Consider the following 22186-nt stretch of genomic DNA (forward strand, 5'->3'; position numbering starts at 1 on the left):
CTCGCCCTATGTTTGAGTCACCATGAGTTCACCTGCACCACCTGACGATCACGACGAACCTTATCGCCAACCGCTGGATGATGCGCTCTTCGCCATAGTGGTGCTTGCAGTGACGTCGGTTACCCTTATAATCTTCGTCCTGATGATTACGCTGTGGATGAGTTAACGTCAGCAACGGGAAAGGGAGGTTTGTGAGGAGATGTCGATGGAATCCAGAGATGACAAACTGATCGCTATAATTGGCCTGTTATCCGCCTGTTTGATTGGCGTGGTGTTTCTCTTCACCATGACCTGGCTCACCGACGTGCGTCACCCGGTGGATCCAACCTTGGATGTCCAAACCTGTCCTCAGAACAGGGTAAACACCCAGCAGTCTTAATCCCTTTTCTGCCAGCTTTGCCACTTAATCTGTTGACTGCGTAACTCCAGCGCCAGCGCTTCATGCAGAGTGCGATTGCCGTTAGGATCGCCCAGGCCAAACAGCGCGCCTGGTGAACGTCTATCGTCGGCCCATGCCGGATACTCCACCACCGGATAGAGTGAAATACCTTCCAGCGCCACACCGTGCTCTAACGCCAGCCGCGCTTCTTCGCTCACCTGACGCAGCCAGGGCGCACGCGCATCACCTTCGGCCCCGGTTTCTGCCAGCAGCATGGGACGCTGATAGCGTTGCCAGCACTGCATCAGCAAACGGTGCAGCGGTTGACGCGTTGGGTGATCGAGCGGAATGGTTTCACCTGAAAAGAACCAGTGATTATCGGGGTAATAATTGAGGCCAAGAATATCGAGAAAATCCTCGCGGCCTCCCAGTTCCGGTGCATCGCGTCCGGCCAGCCAATCCCAGGCTTCAAATTGCGCCTGATGCTGCGCGTCGGCGTAAGGTTTACTGTCTGGATTATCGGGATGCGTTGCTACCTGTACCAGCGGATCGGTCAACACAAAGCGTGCATCCGGATAAACGTCTCGAATGGCGTGCATCGCCGCCAGCGAGGCGCGGACTAACTGGCGTTTTAATTCTCTGCCACGATCGCTGGCATAAGGATCGAGCCAGGATACGTCGGCGCCCGCCCACGACCAGAATGAAATTTGATTAATCGGTGTAAAAAACGGTTTTTCAACGCCTTCGTCATGCATCAGCTGCGCCATCGCGCGCGCGAAGCGCTCAAAGTGATCGACAAAGCTGGCTTTCCAGATATCAAGATGATCGGGGTAGCCGAAATGCGCCAGCTCCCAGATAATCTGCACATCATGACGCGCTGCAGCGTGCACCATGGGCAGAAACGAGCGCCAGTCATATTCATTGGGTGTGGCTTCAATCAGATGCCAGCGCGCACCATCGCGCGCCGTGCGTAATCCTTCTTGTGCTAGCGCGGCATAATCTTTTTCCAGCAGCATGTCATGCCCGCTGCTGATCACCATATCCAGTCTGCGTCCGCCTGCCCGACAGGCAGTGGAACAGGGAAAACTGCCTTGAAAGAAGCTTTGGAACAGCTGAGGGTGATGGCGCAGGGTTTGCTGAGTCATAATCCTCTCCTCACGATGAAGGCTGGATGCAGAACGCTTGGCTAAGTCTAGACTAAATAAACGTTGTGCTAGTGGGCAGAAGTGGAAGGCTCTGATTGCTTCTCTGCGCGGCGATACTAACAATTATAGGTCCACAGCTTTCAGGGATTCACTATGAGTGAAGCAGCAACATCTTTGCCGCCCGAAGAACCAGCGGGCAGGGGGCTAAAGCCAGGTGTCGACGCGCGCTGCGCCTTACATCCTGGCAAGAGCGGCATTCATCCGCTTAACGACGGGTTGGATGCCTTTGCAGCGCGCTATCAACTGATGAGCATGGCGCAGCACACCATTGATGTGCAGTACTACATTTGGCACAACGACATGTCTGGGCGCTTATTGTTTAGCGCGCTGCTGGATGCCGCCGAGCGCGGTGTGAAGGTGCGTTTGTTGCTGGATGACAACAACACGCCGGGTTTGGATGAAACGCTGGCCGAACTCGATCGGCATGCCAATATCGCCGTGCGCCTGTTCAACCCGTTCTCATTCCGTACGCTACGTGCGCTTGGCTATCTCACCGATTTTTCCCGCCTTAATCGGCGTATGCACAATAAAAGTTTAACGGTGGATGGCGCTGCCACGCTGGTGGGCGGTCGTAATATCGGCGATGAGTATTTTGGTACCGGCAATGAACCGCTGTTTACCGATTTGGATGTGCTGGCGATTGGTCCAGTCGTCGATGAAGTGACGCAGGATTTTGAACGCTATTGGCGCAGCAAAGCGGTGTCACCGCTGCGCAAGGTGGTTGATGTTAGCGGCGATGCGCATCAGGCGGTGCGATTGCCGGTTGAATGGCAGCAGAGTGAAGCCGTTGAGCGCTATCTGGCGCGACTCAAGCACTCTTCGTTTATTAGCCAGATGGAGCAGGGCGAGCTGGATATGACGTGGGCGGCGTCACGACTGCTGAGCGACGATCCACGTAAAGGCCTTGGAAAGGCGAAACGCCGCAATTTACTGCCCCAGCGTATGCTGGAGGTCATCGGCACGCCGCAGCAGCAGTTTGATATTATCTCCGCCTACTTTGTTCCTACGCGTTCCGGTGTGGCACAGCTGCTGGCGCTGAAGCGGCGCGGCGTCAAAATTGCGGTACTGACCAATTCACTGGCGGCTAATGACGTTACGGTGGTGCACGCCGGTTATGCGCGCTGGCGTAAAAAGCTGCTGCGCCACGGCATCGCTTTGTATGAACTAAAACCGCAGGATAACCCGCAAAGCGCACCGCATGACCGCGGGTTAACCGGTAACTCGGGTTCAAGTCTGCATGCCAAAACGTTTACCGTAGATAAACGTAAGGTGTTTATTGGATCGTTTAATTTTGATCCACGATCGGCGGTGCTAAATACCGAAATGGGACTGGTCATTGAGAGTGAAGCCCTGGCGCAGCAAACCCATCAGCGTTTTATCGCTGGGATGCGCGATCGTGCCTGGACGCTACGTCTGGATAAATGGGGACGCGTTAACTGGGTAGAGTTTGCCGGAGAGCAGGGCGAAGTGGTGCATAAACATGAGCCGCAGTGCACGCTAATGCAGCGTTTGCTGGTGCGTTTGGTGTGGCGATTACCCGTGGAGTGGTTGCTCTAAAGCAATCGGGCCAGCTTAGCTGGCCCGACGTCTATTTGCGCTGCGGCTTACCTGAGAACAGGAAGCGCAGCAGCGGAATACGCAGATGAATTTCGTACAGCGTAAAGGCCACGCCAAATACCATCAACAAGCCAAGGAAGAAGCCAAGCGTGTTGCTGCCAATGTGCGGCGTAATGTAGATGCCGTACAGAATGGTCAACGGATGGTGTACCAGATAGATAAACAGCGAAGCATTAACCAGATACATGATGCGCGGAGAGTGACTGTTTAGCAGATTGTGGCCGAAGCTAAAACAGACATTCAGCATGCACAATCCCATCAACGTCGAAACAAGCATATCAATTTCGTAAAGCCAGCCCTCACCGCTGCTGTATCGCTGATTCAGGCTGTAAGCAATGAATACCGCAATGGCGCCAAAGCACACAACGGGATTGAAGCGGACAAACAGCGCTTTCAATGCCTGATGTTTCCAACTGAGCGCGCCTAACATGAAGAACGGCAAGAACATCAACGTTTGCATCACGGCAATGCTAAACAGGCCATCGGCGAATACGGCTGGAGCCAAAATAAATAATACGCGCCGGAAAATACACCAAACCAGCGCGTAAGCCAGCAGCGCCAGCGTGAGTTTCCCCCAGCCAATCTGCTGATAATCAATGCGACGCTGCTGTGTGCTCAGCCAGCGAAACGCCAACATCCCGAACGTGGTCAGGATCACCAGGACCAATAAGAACCACAGGTGCGAGATCAGCTCCCACATCAGCGTGTTGTATTTGTCGTAGAGCGAAAATTGGTTCCAGTCACCTATCTTATCGGTGAGGTTTTTGGTGATGAAAAACTGCGGCAGGGTGATGAGCGGAACCGCCGTTAACAGCGGAATGCCGACGCGCTCCAGACGCACCTTCAGCCAGCGCTGCGGCTGATAGCGCAAGTAAAGCATGTAGGAAAAATAGCCTGAAATTACAAAGAACACCTGCATGCGGAAGGCGTGAATAAAATCATTCAATACCGTCAACCACATTGAGGCGTCATGGCTGTTGACGGCCCATCGTTGCGTGGAGTAAATCAGGGAGACGTGAAATGGCACGCCTAATAACATTAAATACGCTCGAATCGAGTCGAGGAAATATTCACGTTGGGGTTTAGCTGAACTCATAATCTTCCAATAGTCAGTTTACTTGCCGGTTTCGCCCTGAAACCGGATTATGCCGAATGAAAATTCTACCGGCTGTAAACAGGGTATACTATCAGGTGAATCTGTAGGTGATTTTGCAGGGTTTAATTATCCGAAAAGCACACTTTCAGCTTACAAATCAGCGGAACAATCTTTTACATACGCTGTCGGAAAACCGAATAATCCTTTAAGATAAGCGGGTTTGATCTAAGCACACGAAAGGGGGGGATGTGCTGAATAATGTGAATAATAAAGTGGGACTGGTAAAGATGCGCTGGGTAGGCGCGGCAGTTCTGCTGGCTATGTATGCCAACAATAGTTGGGCGTTTAACATCGATGATGTAGCAAAACAAGCCAAGGCGTTGGCAGGGAAAAGTTTCGAAGCGCCAAAGAGCAATTTACCCTCTCAGTTTCGTGAAATGAAGTTTGCTGATTATCAGCAGATCCAGTTTAACCACGACAAAGCTTATTGGGGCAAACTGCGCACGCCGTTTAAGCTTGAGTTCTATCATCAGGGCATGTATTTCGATACGCCGGTGAAAATTAATGAAGTCACCGCGTCTTCCGTGCGTGAAATTAAATATAACCCTGACTACTTCAATTTCGGCAACGTAAAGCACGATGCTGATTCAGTCAAAAACCTCGGCTTTGCTGGGTTTAAGGTGTTGTATCCTTTAAATAAAAAAGGAAAAGACGACGAAATTTCCAGCTTCCTTGGCGCCAGCTATTTCCGTGTGATTGGCGAAGGGCAAGTGTATGGTCTTTCCGCGCGTGGTCTGGCGATTGACACCGCGCTGCCTTCCGGCGAAGAGTTCCCGCGCTTTAAAGAGTTCTGGATTGAGCGTCCAAAACCGCAGGATAAACAGCTGGTGATTTATGCGCTGCTGGATTCGCCACGTGCGTCCGGTGCCTATCGCTTCACCATCCGTCCGGGCAAAGAATCAACCGTTGATGTGCAATCTAAAGTTTACCTGCGTGATAACGTTGGCAAGCTTGGCGTTGCGCCGCTGACCAGTATGTTCCTATTTGGTGCGAACCAGCCATCGCCGGTGACCAACTTCCGTTCAGAGCTGCACGATTCGAACGGTCTTTCCATTCACGCGGGTAACGGGGAGTGGATTTGGCGTCCGCTGAATAACCCGAAACATCTGGCGGTGAGCACCTTTACCGTTGAGAACCCGAAAGGCTTTGGTCTGCTGCAGCGCACGCGTGACTTCAGCCGTTTCCAGGATCTCGACGATCGCTACGACCTGCGCCCAAGTGGCTGGGTTGAGCCGCAGGGTGATTGGGGTAAAGGCCGCGTTGAGCTGGTAGAGATTCCGACCGCCGATGAAACCAACGATAATATCGTTGCTTTCTGGACGCCGGAAAAACTGCCAGAGCCGGGCAAAGAGATGAACTTCCAGTATCGTCTGCACTTTACCCGTGACGAGAACCAGCTGCACTCAGACGACATTGCCTGGGTGAAAGACACGCTGCGTTCCGCTGGCGATGTTAAACAGTCGAATCTGGTGCGTCAGCCAGACGGTTCGATCGCCTTCACCGTGGATTTCGTTGGCAAAGCGATGAGCAAGCTGCCGGAAGATACGCAAGTGGCTCCGCAGGTTAGCGTGGGTAATAACGCTGATGTGGTTGAGCAAAGCGTTCGCTACAATCCGGTGACCAAAGGCTGGCGTTTAGTGTTGCGTCTGCGTGTGAAAGATAACAAGCAGCCAACCGAGATGCGCGCAGCGCTGGTGAGCGGCGACAAGACATTGACGGAAACCTGGAGCTATCAGCTACCTGCCAATGAATAAATCGATATTTCTACCTCAATCCTACGTGGAGGCCCTGCCGCTTGATGCGGCAGGGCGTGCCCGTCTGAGCGATTCACTCCAGAATGCGCAGGCGTTCCACGCTATTCATTCGACGCTGGGGCAGGATATCGCCGCCAGCGAGCGTCCGGACGATGCGCCGCTGAAATCGGTCTCGTCCCGTGTGCAAATGGCCTGGCCTGACTCGTTGGCGGAGGGTCAACAGCTGAGCAAGGATTATCTCGATCGCACCACGCTAAAGGCCATGCCAAAGGTGAAGCGTTCGCTGATGTTCCCTGAGGTGTGGCGTACTAATCCCATTGCGCGCGCCTGGGATTCGGTACGTGGTAAGAAATCCACGCCGCGCTATGCTTCGGTGGAAGAGCAGAAAACCGAAGATAAGTGGCGTCACGTGGGTTCCATGCGCCGTTATGTGCTGCTGATTCTGACGATTCTGCAAACCGTCGTGGCTACCTGGTACATGAAAACCATTCTGCCCTATCAGGGCTGGACGCTGATCGATCCCATCGAGATGTTTAACCAGAACTGGTTGCAGTCAGTTGAGCTGATCCTGCCTTACATTTTGCAGACCGGGATTCTGTTCCTGTTTGCCATTTTGTTCTGCTGGGTTTCTGCCGGTTTCTGGACCGCGCTGATGGGCTTCCTGCAGTTGCTGATTGGGCGTGATAAATACAGTATTTCGTATTCAACCACCGGTGATGAACCGCTGAATCCGGAACACCGTACGGCGCTGATCATGCCAATCTGTAATGAAGACGTTGAGCGTGTGTTTGCCGGCCTGCGTGCGACCTGGGAATCGGTCAAACGTACCGGCAATGCCGAGCACTTTGACGTTTACATTCTGAGCGACAGCTACGATGCGGATATCGCTATTGCCGAGCAAAAAGCCTGGATGGAGCTGGTGCGTGATGTCGGCGGTGCAGGTAAGATTTTCTATCGCCGTCGTCGTCGTCGTGTGAAGCGTAAAAGCGGCAATATCGATGACTTCTGCCGCCGCTGGGGCAGCAACTACAGCTACATGGTGGTGCTGGATGCCGACAGCGTGATGAGCGGTGAGTGTCTTACCGGTCTGGTACGCATGATGGAAGCCAACCCGAACGCCGGTATTATCCAGTCGTCGCCAAAAGCGTCAGGCATGGATACGCTGTATGCGCGCTGTCAGCAGTTTGCCACGCGTGTGTATGGCCCGCTGTTTACCGCCGGCTTGCACTTCTGGCAACTGGGTGAATCACATTACTGGGGCCACAACGCCATTATTCGTGTGAAGCCCTTCATCGAACACTGTGCGTTAGCACCGCTGCCAGGAGAAGGTTCTTTCGCCGGTTCCATCCTTTCACATGACTTCGTCGAGGCGGCGCTGATGCGTCGTGCAGGCTGGGGTGTATGGATCGCCTACGACCTGCCGGGTTCCTATGAAGAATTGCCGCCGAACCTGCTGGATGAGCTCAAGCGCGACCGTCGCTGGTGTCACGGCAACCTCATGAACTTCCGCTTGTTCCTGGTGAAAGGTATGCATCCGGTTCACCGCGCGGTATTCCTGACGGGCGTGATGTCCTATCTGTCTGCGCCGCTATGGTTTATGTTCCTCGCGCTTTCCACCGCCTTACAGGTGGTGCATACGCTGATGGAACCGACCTACTTCCTGCAGCCGCGCCAATTGTTCCCGGTGTGGCCGCAGTGGCGACCGGACCTGGCGATTGCGCTGTTCTCAACTACGCTGGTTCTGCTGTTCCTGCCGAAGTTGCTGAGCGTGGTGCTGATCTGGTTCAAAGGCGCAAAACCTTACGGTGGTGCCATCCGCTTGTTCTGCTCGCTGATTCTGGAGATGCTGTTCTCGGTGCTGTTAGCACCGGTGCGCATGCTGTTCCACACCGTGTTCGTGGTCAGCGCGTTCCTCGGTTGGGAAGTGGTGTGGAATTCGCCGCAGCGTGACGACGATGCCACGCCGTGGGGTGAAGCCTTCCGTCGCCATGGTTCGCAGATGCTATTAGGTCTGGTGTGGGCGGGCGGCATGGGCTTGCTCGATCTCAACTTCCTGTGGTGGCTGTCGCCGATTGTCTTCTCACTTATTCTGTCGCCGTTTGTTTCGGTGATGTCGAGCCGTGCCACGGTAGGGCAGAAGAGTAAGAACGCCAAACTGTTCCTGATTCCGGAAGAGTACGAGCCGCCGAAAGAGTTGGTCGATACCGATCATTATCTGCAGATTAACCGTCAACGTGCGCTGAAAAATGGCTTTATGCACGCGCTGTTCAATCCCGCGTTTAACGCTCTGGCGACGGCAATGGCCACCTCACGTCACAAGCAGAGCGATTTGCTGGACCATGCACGCGATCGTCGTGTTGATCAGGCACTGAGTGACGCACCAGAAAAACTGAACCGCGAGCAGCGTTTGCAGCTGATCAGCGATCCGGTGGTTCTGGCACGCGTACACTCACGCCTGTGGGAAAGTGCGGACAAATATCATCAGTGGGTAGAAAGCTATCAAAAGCTGAAGCTCAATCCTGAAGCGCTGCCACAGCGTTAAGGATAGAAAAGTAAAAAGCGGCAGAAATGCCGCTTTTTTTTCGTCTTTAATCTGGCTGAATTAACGTAATCTTTACGTCTGAAGGTGTGGTTATTTCACCTCACAGGCGTTTAAACTGGCACCCGTTCATTGTGAGTAAACGTTGTGAATTATTTCCTGAAAGTCGCCGCGCTTAGCGCCGCTATCCTATTACTTACCGGCTGTGGCAGCATTATTAGCCGTACTATTCCCGGGCAGGGGCACGGCAATCAATATTATCCCGGCGTGCAATGGGATGTTCGTGACGGACCCTGGCGCGTGCTAACCATTCTCGATCTTCCGCTCTCATTAGTAATGGACACACTTTTGCTGCCCGTTGATGCTAGCCATGGCCCGTACGAATAACCTTTAAGACAGGTTGTCCGAGGGGCTGTTATCGTCCTCCCACTCTTGCGCCGCCGCTTCGCCTTCTTCCAGGTCACGCGGTGGTTCAAGCTGGAATTCGCCTTCATCCCACTCATGCAGGGTGTTTTCTGCTTGCCACTCCTGACGCAGTTCGACTTCATCGTAATCGCCGTCAAACACCGCCTGTGCGGCTTCTCCGCTGGAGATCGGCAGGCATTCACCTTGCCCATCCTCTTCTGCGAAAAATTCTGCCTGCCACATAATGTCGCCGTCCTGCATCACATACTTCTGTAGTGCAAACTGGCTGACGCTGGCATCGTCTTCGGCGATGTCAGGTTGGCTGGCGAGAAACTCTTCACGTGCGGCTTCAATGGCTTCTTCCAGGGTGCTATACAGGCTCATCATCAACTCCATGTCTGTTAAAAAGGGATTTCACAGAAGGATAGACGAAAAATCACGAAGTGAAGGGCAAAGAGGAAATATTGATTGGGCGGTTGATTGAAATTCAACCGCCCAACCGATCAGGCTATTTTCTGCGGAAAATGTAATACAGGACGGACTGATTCATGAATAATTGGAGCCGAGTAGCGGATACAACATTTAATACAGGGTTTGACTTTTTTGAAATTAATGCGTGCTGTCGAAAGCGCCTGATTTAAATTATAGAGGGTGCCAATAAAAACCATATCCTCTTTAACCGGCAGGCGTTTACACTCTTTGCGATGTAGAAGATGATAGCCTTCATGATCGGTACTGATCGTGACATAGTAATAGATGCCTTTATTCATTTTATAGTTTCCTGAGATATATTTGCTGTGTGTAATCTTTTTATATTTTTTTTCAAAATTGAACTTATTAAAATAGCTGACACTGTCGAAACTAACTGGATTTATTATAGGGAACAAATTCCATAATGATATAAGGGTCTATGATAATTGAATAAAATGGAATATAGATGATTTTAATCAGACAATGCCTTGTTTATTAAGTTAATTTTATTACATTGATTAGAGTGGTAGAAGAGTTTGCAAATATTAAATAGGATTAGCCCTGGAAATGATAGTAATCAGATCCGATGAGATACATTCTTACCCATAAATGTTAATGAGGATTAAAATCGGGAATCAAGCACTAGCGAACCGTTTTGTTCACGCCTCGCCTGTAAAGGTTAATATTTAACCTAAAACGCGTGGCCGCAATGAAAAAAACTCGCTTAAAAGTGGTACTAACCAAACTATCAGGCTAAGTTCAGGCTGGTCTGGAAGGAAGCTAAAATAGCCAAATGATGTCTCAAGATAAGCCAAATCACAGCGGGAATTGATGAGGCACCCCGTGTGCCTCATCACAATTAATAAATGGATGGCTGCCCTTCAGGGCGGGTTTTAAAGCGGCGATGTAGCCACATATATTGCTCTGGTGCGAGCAGAACGGTCTCTTCCACCACTTTATTCATTACCGTTGCAGTGTCGAGTTCTGATTCCAGCGAGAATTTATCGCGGATATCCGGCATCATTTTCAGCTCATAGCCACGGCCATTGGGCAGACGTCGTGCCAGAAACGGTACAACACTCGGATTAGCCAGGCGAATCAGCATGTGCGTACCGCTGGTGGTGGCGGCATCCGGCACGGCAAAGAACGGCGCAAATACGCTGCTGCGTGGGCCGTAATCATGATCCGGTGCATACCAGATAATGTCGTTATTCTTCATCGCGCGGATCATGCCCTTCAGATCTTTACGGTCTAGCATACTTTTGTTGGAACGCATACGGCCCCAGGTTTGCAGCCAGTCGAGCAATTTGTTGTCGTTAGGACGATACACGCCAATGCCTGGATTGTGCATACCGAACACGCGCGCGCCCAGTTCAAGCGTCAGAAAGTGCATACCAATCAGAAGAATGCCGCGTTTCTCTGCCAGCGCATGACTAACATGCTCTAAGCCGCTGGTGGCAACCCATTTACGGATGCGCCAGTCCGGCCAGAACCAAGCCATGCCGGTTTCAATGAGGCCCATGCCCACCGATTCAAAATTGTGTTTCACCATGGCCTGGCGTTCATTTGTTGGCATCGCGGGAAAACAGACTTCCAGATTGCGCTGCGCCACTTCTACGCGGCGCTTCATGAAGCGCATCGCAATACGCCCAAGTCCGCAGCCGATAGCATGCAGCACGGGATAGGGCAGCAGCACCAGCACATAGAGAAAACCAATGCCAATCCATGTCGGCCAATAGCGAGGATGAAGGAGTTCACGGGTGAGTTGGGGAAGTTGAGTCATGGAAATGTCAGTATCCTGCGTCTGATGCCAGAGAGTCCGGTTTCTGTAATTGGGTGTGATTATGCCATTTTTTCCTCCTAGCTGAAATCAAGCATAGATGGCGGATCAACATCCGACAGCAGGTATACGCACGAAAATGCAATTGCAGCGCAGAAAAGCGTGCATTTTGCACGCCGTCAGGCTTTTCTCGCCAACGTTTCGAATCATGCTGAATTCGGGTATGATACGCGCGCTAAATTTCTCTGATTGCTAACAGGACGAACACCATGCCAGTGTTACATAACCTTGTTTCCAATAAAGAGCTGAAGGAACGTATGTTGGCGGAAACCGAACCACGTACCACAGTCTCTTTTTATAAATATTTCCAGATAGCCGACCCCAAAGCGTTCCGTGATGCTCTTTACGTTGAGTTAACCAAACTCAAGGTGTTTGGTCGCGTCTACGTGGCGCACGAAGGCATCAACGCACAGATTAGCGTGCCCGCCAGCCGTTATGAACAAATGAAGGCGACGTTGTATGCTTTCGACGCAGCGCTGAATAATCTGCGCATGAATATTGCGTTGGATGATGACGGCAAATCCTTTTGGGTACTGCGTTTGAAAGTACGTGAGCGCATCGTTGCGGACGGCATTGAAGACGCCAGTTTTGATGCCAGCGATGTCGGTGCTTACCTGAAAGCGGCTGACGTCAATGCGATGCTTGATGATCCAGATGCGCTATTTGTGGATATGCGTAACCACTACGAATATGAAGTGGGCCGCTTCGATAACGCTATGGAAGTGCCGGCGGATACCTTCCGCGATCAGCTGCCGATGGCGGTGGATATGTTGCAGGATCGCAAAGATAAGAAGATCGTCATGTATTGCACCGGCGGCATTCGTTGCGAAAAGGCCAGCGCCTGGATGAAACATAACGGTTTCAATGATGTTTATCATATTGAAGGCGGCATTATTGAGTACACGCGCCGCGCGCGTGAGCAGGGTTTACCGGTGCGCTTCAAGGGCAAAAATTTTGTCTTCGATGAGCGCATGGGCGAAAGGATCTCTGACGATATTCTTTCCAGCTGCCACCAGTGCGGTGCGCCTTGCGACAGCCACACCAACTGCGTGAATGATGGCTGCCATCTGCTGTTTATCCAGTGCCCAAGCTGCGCGGAAAAGTATAAAAACTGCTGCAGTCCAATCTGCATGGAAGAGGCAATGCTTTCGCCTGAAGAGCAGCGCGCACGCCGTGCGGGTCGCGAGAACGGTAACAAAGTGTTCAACAAATCGCGTGGTTTGCTGAACATGACAATGGCGATTCCGGCACCCGATAAAAAGTAATCTGACTGCAGCCTGAAGGATTCAGGCTGCATTTCTTACTGGCGCACGCCTTCTACTGAAATAATCAATTCCGCTTTCTGCGCTGCCGGGCCAAGATCTTTGCTGATGTTAAACTCTTTCAGCACAATCTCCCCGCTGGCTTCAAATCCTGCGCGATAGCCGCCCCACGGATCTTTGCCTTCACCAATCAGTTTTGCCTCCAAAGTCACCGGTTTAGTGACGCCATTAAGCGTCAGGTCGCCGGTAACTTTGTATTCTTTGCCCTCTTTCTTCACGCTGGTGGAAGTAAAGGTGGCCTGCGGGAACTTGCCGGTATTGAGGAAATCCGCGCTGCGCAGGTGCTTATCGCGTTCCGCATGATTGGTATCGAGACTATTGGTGTTAATCGTAACGTTGACCTTGTCCGCCGACGGATCGGCTTCATCAAAGGTGAAGCTGCCGTCAAAGTCTTTGAAAGTGCCGTATAACCAGCTGTAACCCAAATGCTGAATACGGAACTGGACAAATGCATGCTGGCCTTCCTTATCAAACTTGTAGTCCGCAGCGCTGGCCGTCAGGCTGACGCTCAGTAATCCCGCCGCCGCTACTGCCAATAATGTCTTTTTTAACATGCTACTTTTCCTTTTCAGAGGTTAACGGGATGCGGTAACTCAACATCCTTTTCAATGTCACATCACGGTCGATGAAATGGTGTTTTAGGGCTGCCAACGCATGTAGTGCTGAAAGTAAAATCAGGCTCCAGGCCATCCAAAGATGAATATCGCCGGCAAGGTCGGCCTGCTGAGCGGCACCGCTGAAGAGGGCGGGCACATTGAACCAACCGAATACGGAGATGGGTTTACCCTCTGCGGTAGAGATGAGGTAACCACTCAACAGCAGCACCAGCAGCAATCCGTACAACAAGCCATGTGCAACGCGTGCGGCGCGACGAACTGAGAGGGAGTCACTCTGCAGCGGCTTAGGAGGTGGCGAAAGAAAACGCCAGCCGATGCGCGCGAGTAGCGCAGCAAACAGCAGAAGGCCGATGCCCTTGTGTATTTCTGGTGCATCGTGATACCAGCTGTCGTAATAACCTAATCCGACCATCCACAGGCCCAGCGCAAACATGCCGAAGATAGCCAGCGCCATTAGCCAGTGCAATAAAATCGAAACCATACCGAAATGCTGTGTGGAATTGCGCCACATAATAATTATCCAGCAGGATGAAATAAGTGGTAATGAGCATCTACATTTTGAAATGTAAAATCAATTATCCTTACTTTTCTATAATATTGAAAATAATATTCGGATTATATGAGGGAATATTGAGAAGTTAATCAGGATAATTGAAGGGCTAAACCATAATGTTAGAGTAGCGGTTAAGTCATGCACGAATACGTGTTCTTATGCGGCACAAAAGGTCAATGAGCGTAAGGTAATGTCAGTTTCATTCAAGAGAGCCAACGCAATGTCCGTGTTGGCTCGATGGCATTAATTAAAACGGTCAAGCGAGAAGGGCTTGATATCGAAAGAGAAGGGTTTTTCCTGGGCAAACTCACTGGCGAGTTCACCGAGCACGCTGGCAAATTTGAAACCATGTCCACTTAAGCCGGTGATGATAAGACGATTTGGTTCACCCGGCAGTGTATCAATAATGAAATCTTCATCCGGCGTATTGTCATAGCTACACGCCTCGCCATGCAAACAGACGCCCACGCCCGGTAAAAACTTGCGCAGGAAGGTAAAGGATTCATTACCATCCACCGCGATGCTGCCAAAGGGCTTACGATCTTCAGGCGTTTGCATCAACTGGCCGCCGTCGTGACGTCCCACTTTTAGTGCATTGTTATCGGCGGGGAAGCCATAGAAATGGCTGCCATCACTCATCTCAACCGTAAAACCCGGGAACTGGTTGTTCTCGCTGTAGCGACCATCGGCCTGATACCAGGCAAATACTTTGCGTACCGGCGCCACGGGTAAGTCGGCCACTAAATGACTCACCCAAGTACCCGCACTGATCAGTAATTTGCGTGCACGGAAAATCCCATCGCTGGTGGTGACCTGCTGCAGATCGCCATCGCGATCGATATGAGTGACCGGACAGTTAAACAGTTGCGCACAGCCCGCCTGTTCTGCCAGCTGCACCCAACTGCGTACCGCTTGCTCGCATTTGAGAAAACCGGAGTGAGGCTCGAATACGCCGAGGTAGCCGTCGGGCACCGTAAATTGTGGCCAACGCGCGCGCACTTCCTCTGCCTGCAGGATCTCGACAGTCAGCTGCCAGGTTTTCGCGCTTTGTATCACATTTTGAATAAAGGAGGAGGTGTGGGGTGCTAAATTCAGAATGCCGCTACGATGCATAATGCGTTCACCGCTCTGTCGTTCCAGCTCATCCCATAATGTTTGGGCGCGCAGTACCAGCGGCACGTAACGCTCACCTTCGCCGTAAGCATGACGAATTAGACGTGTTTCGCCGTGGTGTGTGCCCTGATTATGCGGTGGGTGGGCGCTATCAATCATTAGCACGGATAAGCCCGCTTGAGTCGCGTAAAAACCGGCGGCAGCACCGACCGAACCGCTTCCCACTACAATCAGATCATAAACCATAACGACATCACTCCAGGCAAAGGGCGAAATTTTTCAACAGCATATCAAAAGATAATGGCCATGAAAAAGGCACCCTGTTGGGTGCCCTTTCACGCGATAGTATAAATTAGTGCTTCTGATTGTCGCGTAGGTATTGCTCTGTGGATTCTATCTTTGCAATGCCAGCTTCGAGTATGGAGATAAACTGTCTGGCCACATCGGTTGTCAGCCAGTAGGTCGGGCCCACGTCAGCTTCTTCTTCTTTCTGACCCTGCGAGGAGAGCGAGTGCAGGCGAATCATCATGGCGTCATAGCTGTCTACGGTGCTGATGTCCCATCCTACCAACGGATGAGTCTGAATGACGTCTTTATTTCTGTCCATTATAACCTCCGTATTACTCGTTAAACGAAGTGCTTCTTGAGGTTCAATGCGGCTTGTATCGTGCACTAGCGAAACAATTATAACATGAATTAGCGTCTTCAATAGTTAAAAGATATGGCGAACTTAAACACAGCAAAAATAAACGCATTTAAAAAGCGAATTTTAACGAATAATAAAATGCCCGCAGAAGAGGGCATTTTATGGGAAATCTACGGGTGGGGCGTCAAAGATGTTATCGACGTTTATGCGCTAAAACTTTAGCCCGAAAAGCACGGCAACTCTATTCAGCAGGCGCTGCAGGAATCAGGCCATGGCGTTTCTGAATCTCTTCGGCCAGCCGGGTAAAATGCTGCTGTAACTGTGCGTCATGGTTCTGGTTTTGCGCTTCAAGCGTCAGATTATGTACCAGCAGCTGATTAGCGCGATCGTCAAGACAAAACGTTAAGCTGGCAAAGGCATTTTCTAATACCGTTAAACGGCGCTGTTGCTCGGCAATGAATGCCAGCAATTCACCAAAGGTCATTGCCTCTTCTGGTTTTTCAGTAGTCATGTAAAACACCTCCTGTAAGCATGACGAGGCAAGAATAGGGGATTGCTTAGCATGAGTCTAGATGCAGGAAGTTTTTCTGGCGAGGGGGAAATAAAAACAAAAAAGCCGGATAGCGAAACCCGGCAAAAACGGCACAGTGGCTGTTAATCGTTATTAAACCAGTCGTCAGCGCTTTCCCAGGTTTCTTGTAGAATATCGGTGATGCGATCGCGTGACGCTTTGCAGCCACCAAAAACGGTGAGCTGATTGCCGCCCGCGTAGCGGACTTTGACGTGGTGATCGTCATCAGGAAAGTCTTGAGTAATGCGGCGTACAAGCTCGATGCTGAGTGCATCCAGGGCACCCGCAGGAAGGGGCTGAGTTTTTGCTACGGTAATTTCAACACGCATAGAAGCCTCCGGAATAATATACTGTTTGTTTGTACAGTATATTTATTCCAAAGGCAAGTACCGGTTACTTATTGTTTGATGCGCCAGTGCAGTGTCTCGCCCGCAAGGAAGGGCACTAGCGTGTCATCCGCCAGCGCGATACTTTCCTCAACTTGCCACGATTCGCGTACCAGCGTTATTGTCCCTTCGTTCAGGGGCAGACCATAGAAATTCGCACCGTTTTCAGAACAGAAGGCTTCGAAATGCTCCAGCGCGTTCAGCTCCTCAAATACCGTTGCGTACGCAGGCAGTGAGGTCGGCGCATTAAATACGCCGGCACAACCACAGCTCGCCTCTTTCAGGTGACGCAGATGGGGCGCGGTATCGGTACCGAGGAATACGCGGCGATTGCCGCTCGCAACCAGCTTGCGTAGCGCCTCCTGATGAATATTGCGCTTAAGAATCGGCAGGCAATAAAGATGCGGGCGGACGCCGCCTACCAGCATGTGATTACGGTTAAACATCAGATGCTGTGGAGTAATGGTGGCGCCCAGCAAATCGTTGCCTGCGGCCAGATACTCTGCCGCTTCTTGCGTGGTGATATGTTCCATCACGACTTTCAGGGCAGGAAACTGTTGACGCAGCGGCTCAAGCACGCTTTCGATAAAGCGGGCTTCGCGGTCAAAAATATCGATATGCGCATCGGTCACTTCCCCGTGTACCAACATCGGCATGCCAATTTTCTGCATGCGATCCAGCACGTTGGCAATGGAGGCGATGTTCGTCACACCATGACTCGAGTTGGTGGTGGCGTGCGCAGGATAGAGTTTGGCGGCGGTAAATGTGCCGTCATGGAAACCGCGTTCAATCTCATCAGGATCGAGCGAATCTGTAAGATAGCAGGTCATTAGCGGAGTAAATGCGTGCTCAGCAGGTAGCGCCGCCAAAATACGTTCGCGATAGGCAACGGCCGCCGCCACGCTAATGACCGGTGGAACCAGATTTGGCATAACGATAGCTCGACCATTCACCGCGCTGGTATAAGGCAGCACGGCGTTAAGCATCGCGCCATCGCGCAGATGGATGTGCCAATCGTCAGGACGGCGAAGGGTAATTTGCTGAGGTTGGGCTGTCATTCAAAGACTCCGGCAGAGAAGAAAACGAAGAGGCGCGTTTAGGCCGGGGAGTAATCATAAGGATGTAGGCAACCGTTTGCACGGGATTTTATTGTGACAAACAAAAACCGCACCCTAAGGTGCGGTTGTGCGACTCAATGGGTAAACGGAATCACCAATTCGCCGGGTTTGACTTCAATACCTTTCGCCAGTTTTTTCGCCAGCGCTTCCGTTTTGCTGCGGTCTTCGCTCAGCACATAGGCCGGCTTCTCGTTAAAGTAGCGCTTTAGAGACTCATTGAGGTAGGGCGTGAGCGTTTTCATAATCGACGCCATTTTCTCTGGCTGCACCTGCGCATCAACAATCTCCATGTCATGCAGATAAATTGCGCCTTCTTGTGCGTTATACACCGGCTGCGCCTTCATCTTCAGCTGCATTTCTGCCTGTTGCGGACCAAACAGCGAGCTGACATTGATATTGGCTTTGCCGGAGAGTGTAATTTTACCGGGCTCTTCACGGCCAATCTGACTGCTCAGATCGCTTAGCACGATGTGTGCGTTTACCAATCCGGAAACGCCAATGTCTTTTTCGAAGTTATTACGCTTTTGCAGCGCCTGATTCACTTCCTGTTCGCTGATGGTGTATTGCGTCAATTGATTACAGCCACTGAGAAGCACGGCCAAAAAGAGGGCCAGCAGCCCGGAAAACGCCTTTTTCATATTGTCCTCATCCTGATCGATACGGCAAAACAGGCGTTAGCCTGCCTGATTCAGCGAGCCGTGTCACCAGGAGAGAGATGAGAAGCGCCGTAGCGCTTCTCTTGCAGCGATAGAGGAGATCGGTTACGGGGGCAAACTAACTGCTGAAAATTGCCGGTGCCACCTGGCGGGGCTGAAATTGCCACCAAAGTGCAAACAGGGTGATCATGCCGATACTGCTGAGCAACATCCACGGCAGCTCTGGCAATCCCCATTGTTGTCCCATGTCGAACAACCAGCCGCCGCCGGAGTAGCCAATCAGACCACCAATGGCGAGGCCAAGGCGGCTAAAGCCCATATAGCTACCGCGCGCGCGCGCGCTGGCCAGCGAAGCGCTGAGCGTTTCACGTGCCGGTTCGGCAATGATCGAGCCGAGATAAAAGAGGGCAATCAGCATAAACAATGACGGCAATGAATCGGTCAAGCCCACCGGTAGCAGGCTGAAGGTCATCAGGCATAAACCCGCCATTAGTCGGGTTTCCAGGCGGAAGCGCTTCTCGCTCCAGCGCGCCAGCGGATAGAGTAAGCTCAATGACAACAGCGCCTCAATGGCATACATCCACTTCACCGCCGCCGGCGCACCCGCGACCTGATTCACCATCACCGGCAGCATCAGCATCACCTGCACGGCAAGGATGTAATAGCCTGTCAGCGTAAGAACATACAGGCGGAAACGTTTGTCCTGCCAGACGCGCTGCATGCCCGCCCGCATTGCGATGCGTTCGGTCGAAATACGCCAGGCCGGCAGCCAAATCGCGTTAAACAGGGCAGCACAGACAAACACGCCCGCGCCAACCCAGCAGACTAAACGGAAATCCCACGCTAGCAACCAGCTCCCGATTAACGCGCCAAGTACCGCGCCGGCGCTGTCCTGCATCATCAGCAATGAGAAGAAACGACCGCGTTCACGCGCACGCACCAGCTTCATTACCAGCGCACTGCGCGGTGGATCGAAGAGCGTTCCCCCCAGACCGGAAAGTAAACAGGCCAGCCACAACAGCCAGGGCTCATGAGCCAGCGCCATGCAGGCAAAGCCTGCCGCACGCATCAACATGCCCGTGACGATCAGCGGACGCGCGCCAAACCGATCAGCAATGGCTCCGCCGAATATGCCGAACCCCTGCTGAACAAACTGACGTAAGCCGAGCGCAATACCCACCATCAGCGCTGCCCAGCCAAGCTGTTCGACAAAATGTATGGAGATGAGGGGAAATACCACAAAAAAACCCATCACGACCAACATGTTATCCACTAAAAGAAATGTTTTACCGAGGCGTCGTGCCCGCGCAACCCGAGACATGCTAATTCCTAAGCAAATAGAAGCAGAGAAGAGACCAATTGGTCTATATTCCGCCTGCTGAAGGGTTAAAAACAGGTTTCTGAGGATGATATTTTTTCATCGAATCCGCAGAAATATTAATCCTAAATCAGGATGAATCTCCTGGAACGCGTTGCGGGGTTTTACCGCAGGCGGGGCGACGGTTATAGTGAGAAGTATCGCCGCTGGCGTACATCTTTCTTAAGTTATGGATTTCAGGAGTCATGATGTTTGGCTATCGTTCTGCTGGCCCACGCGTGAGCCTCACTACCGATCGCTTAGTGGTCCGTTTAGTACACGAACGCGATGCCTGGCGATTGGCGGATTATTACGCTGAAAATCGCGCGTTTCTTAAGCCCTGGGAGCCGGTGCGCGACGAGAGCCATTGCTATCCTTCGGGTTGGCAGGCCCGCCTTGGGCTTATCGCCGACATGCATAAACAGGGCTCAGCCTACTATTTTGTGCTGATGGACCCAGAAGAGCGCGAAGTGCGTGGCGTGGCTAACTACAGCAATGTGCTGCGCGGTTCGTTCCACGCTTGCTACCTTGGCTATTCGCTAGGAGAGAAATGGCAGGGCCAGGGCCTGATGTATGAAGCGCTCAGCACCACCATTCGTTATATGCAGCGGCAGCAACGCATCCATCGCATCATGGCCAATTATATGCCGCATAATCAACGCAGCGGCGATCTGCTGGCGCGGCTGGGATTTGAAAAAGAGGGCTATGCCAAAGATTACCTGCTAATTGATGGGCGCTGGCAGGATCACGTGTTGACCGCACTGACCTACCGGGAGTGGACCCCGGATCGCCGTGGACAATAAACAAGGATTAACCCAATGAAAATGGCCTTATCCGCGCAGGCGTTGCGCGTGATTGGATGCCTGCTGGAGAAGCAGGTCACTACACCGGATCAATATCCGCTCTCGCTGAATGGCGTCGTGACCGCCTGCAATCAAAAATCTAACCGTGAACCGGTGCTTAACCTCAGTGAAATGGAAGTGCAGGCACAGCTTGATGAGCTGGTGAAAAAGCATCTGGTGACGGCTAATAATGGCTTTGGGCAGCGCGTGAGTAAGTATGAGCAGCGCTTCTGCAACTCGGCCTTCGGTAATCTGCAACTGAGTCGTGCGGAAGTGGCGGTGTTGACGCTGCTGTTTCTGCGCGGCGCCCAGACGCCAGGTGAGCTGCGCACACGCAGCGGCCGTCTGCATGAGTTCAGCGATATGAACGAAGTAGAGCAGACGCTGAATCAGTTGAGCACGCGGGAAGACGGCCCGATGGTGGTGCGTTTAGCGCGTGAGCCTGGCAAACGCGAAAGCCGTTATATGCACCTGTTCGGCGGCGAGGTGGTGGATGAGCGCGCTACCGCCGACAGCGCTTTGGACAATGACGATCTTGTGGCGCGCGTGGCGCAGCTGGAAGAAACAGTTGCTGAGTTGCAGTTGCAGCTGGAACAGCTGCTGCAAAAGGAGAACTAATATGACGCTGCGCATTGGCATTGTTGGGTTAGGCGGCATCGCACAAAAAGCGTGGCTGCCGGTGCTGTCACAGGCGAGTAGCTGGCAGCTGGCCGGGGCTTTTTCTCCCAATCAGGCGAAGGCACAACCGATCTGCGACAGCTATCGTATGCCTTACTTTGGCCAACTCGATGCCCTCGCCGCGGCCAGCGATGCGGTGTTTGTACACAGCAGCACCGCGAGCCATTACGATGTCGTCAAAGCACTCTTGCTGGCTGGCAAGGACGTGTGCGTCGATAAACCGTTAGCGGAAACGCTGCAGCAGGCGGAAGCGCTGGTGGCGCTGGCGGACAAACATAAACGCAAGCTGATGGTGGCGTTCAATCGCCGCTTTGCACCGCGCTATCAGCAGCTAAAAGATGAGATGGCGCGCGCTGCTTCACTGCGCATTGAGAAGCATCGGGCAGACAGCGTTGGCCCACACGATCTGCGTTTTACTCTGCTCGACGACTATCTGCACGTGGTCGATACCGCATTGTGGCTGGCTGGCGGTAACCTGAAGCAAGAGTTGGGACATATTGAGACCAACGAGGACGGCGCTATGCTGTATGCCGAGCACCACTTCGCCGCCGGATCGCTACAAATCACCACCAGCATGCATCGTCGTGCCGGCACGCAGCGCGAGGTAGTCAGTGCTATTTGCGATGGCGATTACATTGAAATTAATGAGATGCGTGACTGGCAGCAGGAGAACCGCAGCGGAATCGTGCGTGATGTGCCGCCCGCCTGGCAAAGCCATCTTACCCAGCGCGGTTTCAGCGGCGCGGCACACCATTTCATTCAGTGTGTAGAAAATCAGACGATGCCTGAAACCAGCGGTGAACAAGCACTGGCGGCGCAGCGTCTGGTGGAAAAACTGTGGCGTGATGCCGAACAGGAATAATCCCTTGTAACACTCAATGCTGGTCATTTCCCGCCGCGGCAGTAGACTATCGCCGGACATCACGGGATGTCCGCGCTAAGTCGCTCATTTATCCGACAC

At 52.3% G+C, this 22186-nt stretch carries 24 protein-coding genes; 10 read left to right on the plus strand and 14 right to left on the minus strand.

The features are described 5' to 3' along the window. The first annotated feature begins 22 nt into the window (after positions 1-22). Together ACIP6T_RS03350 and ACIP6T_RS03355 are read left to right on the plus strand one after the other, a co-directional pair. The gene (locus ACIP6T_RS03350; protein ID WP_007893692.1) at positions 23-166 is read left to right on the plus strand and encodes a hypothetical protein; all 144 of its coding nucleotides are present in this window, start codon (positions 23-25) and stop codon (positions 164-166) included. Positions 167-205: 39 nt separating this feature from the next. After that, positions 206-379 carry a hypothetical protein gene (locus ACIP6T_RS03355; protein WP_176519118.1) on the plus strand — a complete coding sequence of 58 codons (174 nt, stop codon included), beginning with the start codon at positions 206-208 and terminating at the stop codon, positions 377-379. Here the strand turns inward: ACIP6T_RS03355 and ACIP6T_RS03360 are convergent. Continuing rightward, positions 376-1524, minus strand: a complete 1149-nt coding sequence (locus ACIP6T_RS03360) for a beta-glucosidase (RefSeq protein WP_097094293.1) — start codon at positions 1522-1524, stop codon at positions 376-378. The genes ACIP6T_RS03355 and ACIP6T_RS03360 overlap by 4 nt on opposite strands. 153 nt (positions 1525-1677) lie before the next feature. Here ACIP6T_RS03360 and ACIP6T_RS03365 point away from each other — a divergent pair, with 153 nt between their 5' ends. Continuing rightward, on the plus strand, positions 1678-3141 hold the full coding sequence (locus ACIP6T_RS03365) for a phosphatidylserine/phosphatidylglycerophosphate/cardiolipin synthase family protein (RefSeq protein ID WP_400455366.1): 1464 nt from the start codon (positions 1678-1680) through the stop codon (positions 3139-3141). A 31-nt stretch (positions 3142-3172) separates the two neighbouring features. Here ACIP6T_RS03365 and mdoC read toward each other — a convergent pair whose 3' ends face one another. Further along, on the minus strand, positions 3173-4297 hold the full coding sequence (gene mdoC / locus ACIP6T_RS03370; RefSeq protein ID WP_097094291.1) for a glucans biosynthesis protein MdoC: 1125 nt from the start codon (positions 4295-4297) through the stop codon (positions 3173-3175). 278 nt (positions 4298-4575) lie between these two features. On the opposite strand from mdoC, the gene ACIP6T_RS03375 reads away from it, so the two are divergent. The 3 genes from ACIP6T_RS03375 (at position 4576) to ACIP6T_RS03385 (ending at position 9037) form a co-directional block, all read left to right on the plus strand. Beyond that, a complete protein-coding gene (locus ACIP6T_RS03375; protein ID WP_176519187.1) occupies positions 4576-6111 on the plus strand; it encodes a glucan biosynthesis protein in 1536 nt (511 codons plus the stop codon). Beyond that, complete coding sequence (gene mdoH / locus ACIP6T_RS03380) at positions 6104-8653, plus strand: glucans biosynthesis glucosyltransferase MdoH (protein ID WP_097094289.1); 2550 nt, start codon at positions 6104-6106, stop codon at positions 8651-8653. Before ACIP6T_RS03375 ends, mdoH begins: the two co-directional genes overlap by 8 nt. Positions 8654-8797: 144 nt before the next feature. After that, a complete protein-coding gene (locus ACIP6T_RS03385; protein ID WP_097094288.1) occupies positions 8798-9037 on the plus strand; it encodes a YceK/YidQ family lipoprotein in 240 nt (79 codons plus the stop codon). A gap of 3 nt (positions 9038-9040) precedes the next feature. Here ACIP6T_RS03385 and ACIP6T_RS03390 read toward each other — a convergent pair whose 3' ends face one another. The 3 genes from ACIP6T_RS03390 to ACIP6T_RS03400 form a co-directional block, all read right to left on the minus strand. Then, positions 9041-9439 (minus strand): MysB family protein, encoded by a 399-nt coding sequence (locus tag ACIP6T_RS03390; protein ID WP_097094287.1) that lies wholly within the window; start codon positions 9437-9439, stop codon positions 9041-9043. A 119-nt stretch (positions 9440-9558) separates the two neighbouring features. After that, positions 9559-9825 (minus strand): hypothetical protein, encoded by a 267-nt coding sequence (locus ACIP6T_RS03395; protein ID WP_097094286.1) that lies wholly within the window; start codon positions 9823-9825, stop codon positions 9559-9561. A gap of 560 nt (positions 9826-10385) precedes the next feature. Next, a complete protein-coding gene (locus ACIP6T_RS03400; protein ID WP_097094285.1) occupies positions 10386-11309 on the minus strand; it encodes a Kdo(2)-lipid IV(A) acyltransferase in 924 nt (307 codons plus the stop codon). Between the two features lie 266 nt (positions 11310-11575). On the opposite strand from ACIP6T_RS03400, the gene ACIP6T_RS03405 reads away from it, so the two are divergent. After that, a complete protein-coding gene (locus ACIP6T_RS03405) occupies positions 11576-12631 on the plus strand; it encodes a rhodanese-related sulfurtransferase (RefSeq protein WP_400455369.1) in 1056 nt (351 codons plus the stop codon). 35 nt (positions 12632-12666) lie between these two features. On the opposite strand, the gene ACIP6T_RS03410 is transcribed toward ACIP6T_RS03405, so the two are convergent. The 9 genes from ACIP6T_RS03410 to mdtH all read right to left on the minus strand — a co-directional run bounded on the left by ACIP6T_RS03410 (position 12667) and on the right by mdtH (position 19669). Then, positions 12667-13242, minus strand: a complete 576-nt coding sequence (locus ACIP6T_RS03410; RefSeq protein ID WP_400455370.1) for a YceI family protein — start codon at positions 13240-13242, stop codon at positions 12667-12669. A gap of 1 nt (position 13243) precedes the next feature. Further along, positions 13244-13819, minus strand: a complete 576-nt coding sequence (locus ACIP6T_RS03415; RefSeq protein ID WP_400457006.1) for a cytochrome b — start codon at positions 13817-13819, stop codon at positions 13244-13246. A 282-nt stretch (positions 13820-14101) separates the two neighbouring features. Then, positions 14102-15217: an N-methyl-L-tryptophan oxidase gene (solA, locus tag ACIP6T_RS03420; protein WP_097094280.1), complete on the minus strand. Its 1116-nt coding sequence runs from the start codon at positions 15215-15217 to the stop codon at positions 14102-14104. 106 nt (positions 15218-15323) lie between these two features. Further along, positions 15324-15578 carry a biofilm formation regulator BssS gene (gene bssS / locus ACIP6T_RS03425; protein ID WP_097094279.1) on the minus strand — a complete coding sequence of 85 codons (255 nt, stop codon included), beginning with the start codon at positions 15576-15578 and terminating at the stop codon, positions 15324-15326. Positions 15579-15858: 280 nt separating this feature from the next. After that, positions 15859-16128 (minus strand): hypothetical protein, encoded by a 270-nt coding sequence (locus ACIP6T_RS03430; protein ID WP_097094278.1) that lies wholly within the window; start codon positions 16126-16128, stop codon positions 15859-15861. A 143-nt stretch (positions 16129-16271) separates the two neighbouring features. Further along, positions 16272-16517: a DNA damage-inducible protein I gene (gene dinI / locus ACIP6T_RS03435; RefSeq protein ID WP_097094277.1), complete on the minus strand. Its 246-nt coding sequence runs from the start codon at positions 16515-16517 to the stop codon at positions 16272-16274. A gap of 68 nt (positions 16518-16585) precedes the next feature. After that, positions 16586-17632 carry a dihydroorotase gene (gene pyrC, locus ACIP6T_RS03440; protein ID WP_400455372.1) on the minus strand — a complete coding sequence of 349 codons (1047 nt, stop codon included), beginning with the start codon at positions 17630-17632 and terminating at the stop codon, positions 16586-16588. 134 nt (positions 17633-17766) lie between these two features. Continuing rightward, positions 17767-18330 (minus strand): lipoprotein, encoded by a 564-nt coding sequence (locus ACIP6T_RS03445; protein WP_097094275.1) that lies wholly within the window; start codon positions 18328-18330, stop codon positions 17767-17769. A 136-nt stretch (positions 18331-18466) separates the two neighbouring features. Beyond that, the gene (gene mdtH / locus ACIP6T_RS03450) at positions 18467-19669 is read right to left on the minus strand and encodes a multidrug efflux MFS transporter MdtH (RefSeq protein WP_400455375.1); all 1203 of its coding nucleotides are present in this window, start codon (positions 19667-19669) and stop codon (positions 18467-18469) included. 245 nt (positions 19670-19914) lie between these two features. On the opposite strand from mdtH, the gene rimJ reads away from it, so the two are divergent. From rimJ to ACIP6T_RS03465, 3 genes are read left to right on the plus strand one after another with little or no spacing between them, the layout of a single operon-like run. Then, positions 19915-20508, plus strand: coding sequence for a ribosomal protein S5-alanine N-acetyltransferase (gene rimJ, locus ACIP6T_RS03455; protein ID WP_097094273.1), 594 nt, complete (start codon positions 19915-19917; stop codon positions 20506-20508). A gap of 15 nt (positions 20509-20523) precedes the next feature. Further along, positions 20524-21165, plus strand: a complete 642-nt coding sequence (locus tag ACIP6T_RS03460) for a DUF480 domain-containing protein (protein WP_345826892.1) — start codon at positions 20524-20526, stop codon at positions 21163-21165. A gap of 1 nt (position 21166) precedes the next feature. Continuing rightward, positions 21167-22087 (plus strand): Gfo/Idh/MocA family protein, encoded by a 921-nt coding sequence (locus ACIP6T_RS03465; RefSeq protein WP_400455378.1) that lies wholly within the window; start codon positions 21167-21169, stop codon positions 22085-22087. Positions 22088-22186: the final 99 nt, after the last annotated feature.

The sequence above is a fragment of the Pantoea sp. NPDC088449 genome (assembly GCF_044753225.1).
GTDB lineage: Bacteria > Pseudomonadota > Gammaproteobacteria > Enterobacterales > Enterobacteriaceae > Pantoea > Pantoea floridensis.

What these genes read in the sequence shown, in the direction of transcription:
- pyrC (WP_400455372.1), bottom strand. Translation starts at nt 17,632, where the DNA reads ATGACAGCCCAACCTCAGCAAATTACCCTTCGCCGTCCTGACGATTGG.
- solA (WP_097094280.1), bottom strand. Translation starts at nt 15,217, where the DNA reads ATGGTTTATGATCTGATTGTAGTGGGAAGCGGTTCGGTCGGTGCTGCC.
- ACIP6T_RS03460 (WP_345826892.1), top strand. Translation starts at nt 20,524, where the DNA reads ATGAAAATGGCCTTATCCGCGCAGGCGTTGCGCGTGATTGGATGCCTG.
- ACIP6T_RS03365 (WP_400455366.1), top strand. Translation starts at nt 1,678, where the DNA reads ATGAGTGAAGCAGCAACATCTTTGCCGCCCGAAGAACCAGCGGGCAGG.
- ACIP6T_RS03445 (WP_097094275.1), bottom strand. Translation starts at nt 18,330, where the DNA reads ATGAAAAAGGCGTTTTCCGGGCTGCTGGCCCTCTTTTTGGCCGTGCTT.
- ACIP6T_RS03430 (WP_097094278.1), bottom strand. Translation starts at nt 16,128, where the DNA reads ATGACTACTGAAAAACCAGAAGAGGCAATGACCTTTGGTGAATTGCTG.
- ACIP6T_RS03390 (WP_097094287.1), bottom strand. Translation starts at nt 9,439, where the DNA reads ATGAGCCTGTATAGCACCCTGGAAGAAGCCATTGAAGCCGCACGTGAA.
- ACIP6T_RS03395 (WP_097094286.1), bottom strand. Translation starts at nt 9,825, where the DNA reads ATGAATAAAGGCATCTATTACTATGTCACGATCAGTACCGATCATGAA.
- mdoC (WP_097094291.1), bottom strand. Translation starts at nt 4,297, where the DNA reads ATGAGTTCAGCTAAACCCCAACGTGAATATTTCCTCGACTCGATTCGA.
- ACIP6T_RS03400 (WP_097094285.1), bottom strand. Translation starts at nt 11,309, where the DNA reads ATGACTCAACTTCCCCAACTCACCCGTGAACTCCTTCATCCTCGCTAT.
- dinI (WP_097094277.1), bottom strand. Translation starts at nt 16,517, where the DNA reads ATGCGTGTTGAAATTACCGTAGCAAAAACTCAGCCCCTTCCTGCGGGT.
- ACIP6T_RS03410 (WP_400455370.1), bottom strand. Translation starts at nt 13,242, where the DNA reads ATGTTAAAAAAGACATTATTGGCAGTAGCGGCGGCGGGATTACTGAGC.
- rimJ (WP_097094273.1), top strand. Translation starts at nt 19,915, where the DNA reads ATGTTTGGCTATCGTTCTGCTGGCCCACGCGTGAGCCTCACTACCGAT.
- ACIP6T_RS03355 (WP_176519118.1), top strand. Translation starts at nt 206, where the DNA reads ATGGAATCCAGAGATGACAAACTGATCGCTATAATTGGCCTGTTATCC.
- bssS (WP_097094279.1), bottom strand. Translation starts at nt 15,578, where the DNA reads ATGGACAGAAATAAAGACGTCATTCAGACTCATCCGTTGGTAGGATGG.
- ACIP6T_RS03360 (WP_097094293.1), bottom strand. Translation starts at nt 1,524, where the DNA reads ATGACTCAGCAAACCCTGCGCCATCACCCTCAGCTGTTCCAAAGCTTC.
- ACIP6T_RS03465 (WP_400455378.1), top strand. Translation starts at nt 21,167, where the DNA reads ATGACGCTGCGCATTGGCATTGTTGGGTTAGGCGGCATCGCACAAAAA.
- mdtH (WP_400455375.1), bottom strand. Translation starts at nt 19,669, where the DNA reads ATGTCTCGGGTTGCGCGGGCACGACGCCTCGGTAAAACATTTCTTTTA.
- mdoH (WP_097094289.1), top strand. Translation starts at nt 6,104, where the DNA reads ATGAATAAATCGATATTTCTACCTCAATCCTACGTGGAGGCCCTGCCG.
- ACIP6T_RS03350 (WP_007893692.1), top strand. Translation starts at nt 23, where the DNA reads ATGAGTTCACCTGCACCACCTGACGATCACGACGAACCTTATCGCCAA.
- ACIP6T_RS03405 (WP_400455369.1), top strand. Translation starts at nt 11,576, where the DNA reads ATGCCAGTGTTACATAACCTTGTTTCCAATAAAGAGCTGAAGGAACGT.